Raw genomic sequence first — 7,736 nt, 5'->3', positions numbered from 1 at the left:
CCCGCCCGCTTAGGCGCATCAGACCGTGATCCGGACTGTGCACCGGACCGTGAGGAGGACCGGTTTGCTCACGCACCCCCAGGAGACCGCCCTCGGTGGTGTGGAAGAGGTGACGCTGGAGCTGACTCCGGACGAGGCGGAGCGGTTCCGCGAGCTCGTCACCGAGATGGCCCACTCGCTGCCACACCCCGGCCCGGCATCGCTCGATGCCGCCGAACTGCTCGCGGAGATCGAGGTGGCGGCCCGCTGGCTGCCACCCCGCATGGCCCGCGCGCTCAGCCACTTCCGGCGGACCGGCAACCCGCACGGGACCCTGATCGTGCGGAACGTGCCCCTCGACGGCACACTGCCCCCGACACCGACCGACGGTGTCGCCCCTGACTGGTCACTGCTGCCTCTGGCGACCCTCGCCCAGCTCGCGGCGGTCTCCTGGCTGGGCGACGTCATCGCCTACGCCGACGAGAAGGGCGGCCGCCTCGTCCAGGACATCATCCCGGTCCGGGGCGCCGAGTCGCGGCAGGAGAACAGCGGCAGTGTGATGCTCGAAATGCACACCGAGGACGGCTTCCACCCGTTCAAGCCGGACTTCCTGACCCTGCTGTGCCTGCGCGCCGACCGCGAGCGCCGCGCGCGCACCACCTCCGGTGCCATCAGCCGGGCGCTGCCCCGGCTGTCCGCCGAATGTGTATCCGTGCTGCGCGAGCCCTTGTTCAAGATCCGGCACAGCAGTTCGTTCGGCCACACCGGCGACGCCGGCGCCGTCTCACCTCCGCTGCCCGTCCTGTCCGGACCGGACACCGCCCCCGAACTCGTCGCCGACTTCCACGCGATGGAGCCGCTGGACGAGGCCGCGGCGCGGGCGTTCGGCGAACTCCACGACGCCATGTGCGCCGTGCTGGTGGGCACGGTGCTCGAAGCCGGCGACCTGATCGTCATCGACAACCGTGCCGCCGTGCACGGCCGCACCGGCTTCACGCCCCGCTACGACGGCCACGACCGGTGGCTGCGGCGCTGTTTCGCCGTGGCCGACCTGCGCAGATCCCGTGGCGTCCGGGCGGCCGGATCACAGGTGTGCGTGCCCCTGCGACCGACGGGCCCGCCATGGCCGGGACATTGGAGGAATGCGTGATCGGGACGGGCATGCTACGTGATGTATGGCTGGCCGGACTGGTACGACCGGGTGCCGACACCGGAAATGTTGCGGCACATGGCTGCCCACAACCAGGACGGCTACCGCGTGCTGACACCGCCGGACCTTGTGCCCAACCGGCAGCGTTGGGATCCCCGCTCTGAGGGGGGTGCCTCCATGTATTCGGAGGTGCGACGCTGACCGGTGGGTGTAGGAGGATCTCGGCACGGACGCCTTCGCCAGCCATCCGACGGTGCGGTCGCCGCGGTTGCGGCCCGGGGGACCGGGTACGGATCGTCTCTCCCGCCAGCCCACCCAGCCGCGACGGGGTCGCCCGTGGCGTCAAGCTGCTGACCTCATGGGGACTCCGGGTCGAGCTGGGTGAGCACGTCTTCGACCAGTGGGGGTATATGGCCGGCCGGGATGAGGACCGAGTCTTCGACCTGAACTCGGCGTTCGGTGATCCGGGAGTCCGCGCCGTGATCGCCACCCGGGGCGGCAAAGGCGCCTACCGCATCGTCGACGACTTGGACACTGACACCCTGCGGCGCGACCCGAAGCCCTTGGTCGGCTTCAGCGACATCACCCACCTCCACCTTGCCTTGTGGGCGCGATGCGGCCTGGCCTCGTTGCATGGCCCGGTTCGCCAACTGGAGCGACGAACGGTCCGGGCCGGCGTCGGCCGACGCCCTTCGCCGCGCACTCATGACCACCGACTCCGTAACCCTCCACCGGGACACCAGCCAAGCAACCGCGGCGGCAACCGTCGAGGGCACCGCGACCGGAGTCCTGGTCGGCGGCAACCTTGACGCGGTCCGCACCGAGGCGGGAGCCGGACTGCCGAGCCTGAAGGGGGCGATCCTCTTCCTCGAACACCAGAGAGGCACAGGGCTGGGCGAGGTCGACCGCGCACTGACCCAGCTGACCCGCACCGGGGCCCTGAAGGGGCTGCACGGTGTCGCACTCGGTCAGTTCCTCGGCTTCGACCAGGATGCCGATAATCCGACGCTGGGAGGGTGGGGCATCGCCGATGTCCTGCGCGACCGGCTGAGCCGTCGGCGCGGCGGCGCCGAAGGAGGGCACTCCCCAGCGCGCCGTACTGGGTTCGATCGCCTTCGTCGCGGCCAACGATGCCGCGGCGTTCGAGTTGCAGGACGTCCAGCGGGTCTACGCAGATTTCGTCGCGCAGGCGACGCAATGCGCGGCGACGGCCGCGGCGGACCGGGCGTGGTGCCAGCAGAACATGAACCACGGAACCGCCTTGGAGCTGGCCGCCGAGTGGGAACGCCAGGCCACCACTCTCGCGGGACTCAGGGCGCAGGGCACGGTCGTGATCACCCGGGGCACCAACCCGGCCCAGGCCCGGCAGATCTTCACCCATGGCACCTTCGGCGGCCTCGCCCTGGACCCCACCATCGTGACGCCGCCCGGTGACGCAGACGCCGATGCGCAGACCGGTCGCGGTGTGAAGGACACCGCGGCGGGCCGGATCGAGGAGTGGTCGCTCGGTGAGCAGAGGGGCTTCGCCCTCGACGGCTTCATGCTGATCGCCGAGGCGGACGTCAGCCGCGTCACGCTGCCCCACAGCGACTCCGCCACCATGGTCGGCGAGGCGGGTGTGTGCGGATTCGCCGCCGCCGGACTGTCGCGCGTCGCCATCCTGGCGGAGGGCCGCCCCTCCAACGAGCCCCCGGAGAAGCGGGAGCTGGAGCGGATCAACTCGACGATCGGCCGGAACATCGCCGCCGTGGTGACCCTGCTGAAGGCGGCGGCGCTCGACCACCGCCACGTCGCCGTCTAGGGAGCGGCGGGGCTAAGGCGCGATCTGCCGGCAGTCGGCCGGGGGCGGCGCCGTGGTACCCCGTACTTCGAGTGCGGGCGGTGAGAGGACGGTCCGTCCGGGGCGCGCCGGATCCGCGATCCGGTCGAGGAGGTGCTGCGCGGCGCGGCGGCCGACGTCGTGGCTGGCGTTGTCCACGGTGGTCAGCCACAGGTGCCGCAGACGTGAGAGATAGGTGTTGTCGTACCCGACGAGGGAGAGGTCCCGCGGGACCTGGAGACCCGACTCCTCGGCCGCCGACAGGGCGCCCACGCAGGCGATGTCGTTGAAGGCGAACACCGCGGTCGGCCGCGGCGCGGAGCTGAGCAGCCGGACCATGGCCCGGTAGCCGCCCTCTTCGGTCAGGTCGCCCTGCTCGACGCGCGCCGTGTCCGCCAGGCCGCGTTCGCGCACGACCGCCTCGAAGCTGCGTCGGCGCAGCTCGCCGACGACGCCCTGACCGGCGATGTGGGCGATCCGGCGGTGGCCGAGCCCGATCAGGTGCTCGGTGGCCAGCCGCGCGCCGTGCTCGTCGTCGTTGGCGACGACGTCGACGCGGGGCAGCACCGGCTCACGGGCGCCCGCCACCACGGTGGGGATGTGGGTGGCCGCGGCGCGCAGCGCGTCCGACGGGGGCAGGGTGCCCACGGCGATCAGCCCGTCGACCCGTAGCTCGGTGAAGGTGCGGGTGAGGTCATCGCCGAGGCGTCGGTTGAGGTGGCCGTCGGCGAGCAGCATGCGCAGACCGCTGTCGTGGAGCCGGGAGTTGAGGCCGTCCAGCAGCTCCACGAACCAGGGGTTGCGCATGTCGTTCAGCAGCACGCCGACCGAGCGGGTGCGCTGCTCGCTCAGGCTGCGGGCGGCGGCGTTCGGCCGGTAGCCGAGCTCTTCGACGGCGGCCAGTACGGCCTGCCGCTTCTCGGGACTCACCTGCTCGGAGCCGCGCAGCACCAGGGAGACCAGGGATTTCGACACGCCGGCCCGCTCGGCCACGTCGCGGATCGTCGGGGGTCTCATAGCTGGACCGTTCCATAGGGAGGATCGGAAAGTCAAAGCATTGACACGAGGGAGGACGGGATTCAGGGTGGGGCGGAGCAAGGATGGAACGGTCCAAGGAAGGGCAGTCATGGCAAGCACGCTCGGTGTCGCCGTTGTGGGATTCGGCTGGATGGGCCGGGTGCACACCCAGGCCTACGCCCGTGTCCCGCACCACTTCCCGCACCTGGACGCACGCCCGGAGCTGATCTCGGTGGCGGAGGCGGTGCCCGGCCGGGCCGAGGAGGCCGCGGAGCGGTTCGGGTTCGCCTCGGCCACCCCCGACTGGCGCGAGGTCGCGAGGGACCCGAGGGTGGCGGCCGTCAGCATCACCGCGCCGAACTTCCTGCACCGCGAGATCGGCGTCGCGATGGCCGAGGCGGGCAAGCACATCTGGATCGAGAAGCCGGTCGGCCTCACCGCCGAGGACGCCCGCGCGGTCGCCGACGCCGTCGCCAAGGCCGGTGTGCGGGGAGCGGTCGGCTTCAACTACCGCAACGCACCCGCCGTCGAGATGGCTCGCGAACTCATCGCCTCCGGTGAGCTGGGCACGGTCACCCATGCCCGCGTCCGGCTCTTCAGCGACTACGCGGCCCATCCGGACGGCGCTCTGACCTGGCGCTACGAGCGGGATCGCGGCGGCAGCGGAGTGCTGGGCGACCTGGCCTCACACGGCGCCGACCTGGCCCGCTTCCTGCTGGGCGACATCGCCTCCCTGACCGCCGACACCGCGGTCTTCATCCCCGAGCGGGCCCGCCCGACCGGTGCCACCGCGGGACACACCCTGGCCACCGGCGGCGAACCCGGCCCGGTCGAGAACGAGGACTACGTCAACTGTCTGCTGCGCTTCGCCTCCGGCGCGCGCGGTGTGCTGGAGGCCTGCCGGGTCTCGGTCGGCGAGCAGAACAACTACGGCTTCGAGGTGCACGGCACCAAGGGCGCGGTGTTCTGGGACTTCCGCCGGATGAACGAGCTGGGCGTCAGCCGCGGCACGGCCTTCCAGGACCAGCCGGTCAGCACGGTGTACGTCGGCCCGGGCGCCGGGGAGTACGCCGCCTTCCAGCCGGGCGCGGCGACCGGCATGGGCTACGACGACCTCAAGGTGATCGAGGCGTACCGCTTCCTGCGCTCGATCGCCGAGGGCACCCCGTACGGCGCCACCCTGGACGACGCCGTGCACAGCGCGACCGTACTGGACGCCATGACGCGGTCCGTCGACAGCCGGGCGTGGGTGGACCTGGCATGAGCGACGTGCGCATCGGAGTGATCGGCGCGGGCAACATGGGTGCCGACCACGTGGCCACGCTCCACCGCCAGGTCTGCGGCGCCGAGGTCACGCTGGTCGCGGACGTCGACGAGGAGCGTGCGGCCTCCGTCGCCGGAACCGTGCCCGGCGCCCGGGCCACGGCCGACGCCTACGCGGTGATCGGTGACCCGGAGGTCGACGCAGTCGTCATCGCCTCCCACGACACCACTCACGCCGACCTGTCCGTCGCCGCGGTACGGGCCGGGAAGCCGGTGCTGTGCGAGAAGCCGCTCGCCCCCACGCTCGAGGAGTGCGCGCGGGTCGTCCGGGAGGAGCGGCGGGCCGGAGGCGGCCTGATCTCGCTCGGCTTCATGCGCCGCTTCGACCCCGCCCACATGGAGCTCAAGTCCGCCGTTTCCGCCGGGGACTGCGGCAGCCCGCTGCTGGTGCGCTGCGTCAGCCGGGGCGTGTCCTCCGCCCCCGGCTGCACCGACGAGCTGAGCATCACCGGTTCGGCCATCCACGAATTCGACACCGTGCCATGGCTGCTCGGCTCGCCCGTCACGGAGGTCAGCTGGCACGCGCCACGTTCCACGACGGCGGTGTCAGGGCTCCGCGACCCTCAGCTGATCCTGCTGCGCACGGCCGACGGTGCCCTCACCACCGTCGAGGTCTTCCTCAACGCCGGTTACGGCTACGACATCCGCTGCGAGGTGGTGGGCGAGCACGGCACCGTCGCCCTCACCGATCCGGCCCGGACCGTGACGGACTCGGCCCGGACCCGGTCCACCGGCTACCCCGCCGACTGGCGCCCCCGCTTCGCCGACGCCTACCGGCTCGAACTCCAGGCATGGGTCGACGCGTTGCCGTCGGGACACGCCTCGGCGATGGCCACGGCCCAGGACGGTCTGGTGGCGTCCGCGGTGGCCGGGGCCGTCATCGCGTCCATGAAGGACGGCGGCCGGACCGTCCCCGTCCAGGTCCCGGAGGTCTGACCCGTGCCCGCCTTTCCCACCGCTCTGCCCGTCGCGCGCACCGCGGACCCGATGGACGCCCCCGCCCTGCGCTGGGGCGTCATGGGCACCGGCTGGATCGCGGAGCGATTCGTACGCTCCGTCCAGCGCCACACCCGCCAGCGGTTCACGGCCGTGGCCTCCCGCGACGCCGCCCGCGCCGGGGAGTTCGCCGGTCGCCACGGAATACCCGGGTCCTACGGCTCGTACGAGGAGCTGGCCGCAGCACCGGACGTCGACGTCGTGTACGTGGCCACCGGACACACCGCCCATCTCGCCTGCGCCCGGATCGCCCTGGAGGGCGGCAAGCACACCCTCGTGGAGAAGCCGATCGGTCTGGACGCCGGTCAGGCGGCCGAGATTGCCGCACTCGCCGCCGCACAGGGCCTGTTCTGCGCCGAGGCCCTGTGGACGTTCTTCCTGCCGAAGTTCGACATCATCCGCCAGGTCCTCGACTCGGGTGTCCTCGGCGAGATTCACACGGTCCTGGCGGACCTCGGCGAGCACTTCACCTCCGAACACCGCATCCTGCGCCCCGAACTGGCCGGTGGCCCGTTGCTGGACCTCGGCACCTACCCCGTATCGCTGGCCACCTGGGTCCTGGGCGCACCGGCGGAGACGCTGGCCTCGGGCCGGCCCCATCCCGCAGGGGTGAACGGCCAGACGGCGGCGATCCTCCGCGGCTCCCAGGGCGGCCAGGCCGTCCTGCACACCACGTTGTTCAGCGATACCCCCACCACCGCGACCATCGCGGGCACCCGGGCCACCCTCGGCCTGCCGGGCCCCTTCTACCAGCCCGGCGACCTCGTCCTCACACCCTCCGGCGGCGGCACGCCGCTGACCTGCACGGAGCCACGAAGCGCCCACGACGCGCTGCACTTCGAGGCCGCCGAGGTGGCCCGGTGCGTCGCCGAGGGCCTGCGGGAGACCCCGCTGCGGCCCCTGGCGGACTCGGTCGTCACCCTCCGGGCGATGGACGAGATCCGCGGGCTGTGCGGCATCACCTTTGACCAGTAACTCTGCGCCCTGTTTGGCTCGTTCATTTCGGTGACGTCCGGCCCGTCGGCGGATACGGTCTGGCAGGACCGCTTTTTCAGCACCACAGGACGGGTCCTGGCGCCATGACAGCCATCACCACGATCGAACTCGACGACGGCTCACTCCTGCGGGTGGAGACGACCACGCCCGCCCCCTCCCGCCCGTCATCCGGCGACCCGTACGAACCCATCGGCAGGCAACGGATGGCAGACGCCGTCGGGGACGCCGCCGACACCCTGCGCAACGCGGTGGACCGGGTGCGCCCGGCCGTCCAGGATGTCGTCGACTCGCTGCGCACGATGTCGTCCCGCCCGGACCGGATCACGCTGGAGTTCGGCATGAAGGTGACCGCCGAGGCCGGCGTGGTCCTCGCCAAGACCGCCGGTGAGGCGCACTTCACCGTGGGAGTTGAATGGGGGCCCGGCGAGCGTGACCGAAGCGAGGCGCCCTAGTTCT

General features: G+C 71.8%; 8 protein-coding genes and 1 pseudogene. 8 read left to right on the top strand and 1 reads right to left on the bottom strand.

Annotated elements, in window-relative coordinates:
• The first annotated feature begins 64 nt into the window (after positions 1 to 64).
• From ACH4TL_RS28585 to ACH4TL_RS28570, 4 genes and pseudogenes are all read left to right on the top strand, one after another.
• Complete coding sequence (locus ACH4TL_RS28585; RefSeq protein WP_398320839.1) at positions 65 to 1,129, top strand: TauD/TfdA family dioxygenase; 1,065 nt, start codon at positions 65 to 67, stop codon at positions 1,127 to 1,129.
• Between the two features lie 197 nt (positions 1,130 to 1,326).
• Positions 1,327 to 1,938: an LD-carboxypeptidase gene (locus ACH4TL_RS28580; protein ID WP_398425367.1), complete on the top strand. Its 612-nt coding sequence runs from the start codon at positions 1,327 to 1,329 to the stop codon at positions 1,936 to 1,938.
• Positions 1,835 to 2,170: pseudogene (locus tag ACH4TL_RS28575) on the top strand (hypothetical protein); the annotation flags it as partial. The gene ACH4TL_RS28580 and the pseudogene ACH4TL_RS28575, both read left to right, overlap by 104 nt.
• Positions 2,171 to 2,372: 202 nt before the next feature.
• Positions 2,373 to 2,930 carry a hypothetical protein gene (locus ACH4TL_RS28570; protein WP_398321373.1) on the top strand — a complete coding sequence of 186 codons (558 nt, stop codon included), beginning with the start codon at positions 2,373 to 2,375 and terminating at the stop codon, positions 2,928 to 2,930.
• Between the two features lie 12 nt (positions 2,931 to 2,942).
• Here the strand turns inward: ACH4TL_RS28570 and ACH4TL_RS28565 are convergent, their stop codons facing one another.
• Entirely contained in the window at positions 2,943 to 3,965 is a 1,023-nt protein-coding gene (locus ACH4TL_RS28565; RefSeq protein WP_398320842.1) for a LacI family DNA-binding transcriptional regulator, read from the bottom strand.
• A gap of 109 nt (positions 3,966 to 4,074) precedes the next feature.
• On the opposite strand from ACH4TL_RS28565, the gene ACH4TL_RS28560 reads away from it, so the two are divergent.
• The 4 genes from ACH4TL_RS28560 (at position 4,075) to ACH4TL_RS28545 (ending at position 7,732) form a co-directional block, all read left to right on the top strand.
• The gene (locus ACH4TL_RS28560) at positions 4,075 to 5,229 is read left to right on the top strand and encodes a Gfo/Idh/MocA family protein (RefSeq protein ID WP_398320845.1); all 1,155 of its coding nucleotides are present in this window, start codon (positions 4,075 to 4,077) and stop codon (positions 5,227 to 5,229) included.
• Entirely contained in the window at positions 5,226 to 6,224 is a 999-nt protein-coding gene (locus tag ACH4TL_RS28555; protein WP_398320848.1) for a Gfo/Idh/MocA family oxidoreductase, read from the top strand. The genes ACH4TL_RS28560 and ACH4TL_RS28555 overlap by 4 nt, the downstream gene beginning before the upstream one ends.
• A gap of 3 nt (positions 6,225 to 6,227) precedes the next feature.
• Entirely contained in the window at positions 6,228 to 7,259 is a 1,032-nt protein-coding gene (locus ACH4TL_RS28550; RefSeq protein WP_398320851.1) for a Gfo/Idh/MocA family protein, read from the top strand.
• Positions 7,260 to 7,363: 104 nt separating this feature from the next.
• A complete protein-coding gene (locus ACH4TL_RS28545; RefSeq protein ID WP_398320854.1) occupies positions 7,364 to 7,732 on the top strand; it encodes a CU044_2847 family protein in 369 nt (122 codons plus the stop codon).
• Positions 7,733 to 7,736: the final 4 nt, after the last annotated feature.

The sequence above is a fragment of the Streptomyces sp. NPDC021115 genome (assembly GCF_044333065.1).
In the GTDB taxonomy this organism is placed as follows: Bacteria; Actinomycetota; Actinomycetes; order Streptomycetales; family Streptomycetaceae; genus Streptomyces.
Note: the sequence above shows the minus strand (reverse complement) of the source record. Positions and strands in the feature narration are given on the sequence as shown.

Coding starts and splice junctions, on each gene's coding strand:
- ACH4TL_RS28570 (WP_398321373.1), top strand. CDS start 2,373: ATGAACCACGGAACCGCCTTGGAGCTGGCCGCCGAGTGGGAACGCCAG.
- ACH4TL_RS28565 (WP_398320842.1), bottom strand. CDS start 3,965: ATGAGACCCCCGACGATCCGCGACGTGGCCGAGCGGGCCGGCGTGTCG.
- ACH4TL_RS28560 (WP_398320845.1), top strand. CDS start 4,075: ATGGCAAGCACGCTCGGTGTCGCCGTTGTGGGATTCGGCTGGATGGGC.
- ACH4TL_RS28555 (WP_398320848.1), top strand. CDS start 5,226: ATGAGCGACGTGCGCATCGGAGTGATCGGCGCGGGCAACATGGGTGCC.
- ACH4TL_RS28545 (WP_398320854.1), top strand. CDS start 7,364: ATGACAGCCATCACCACGATCGAACTCGACGACGGCTCACTCCTGCGG.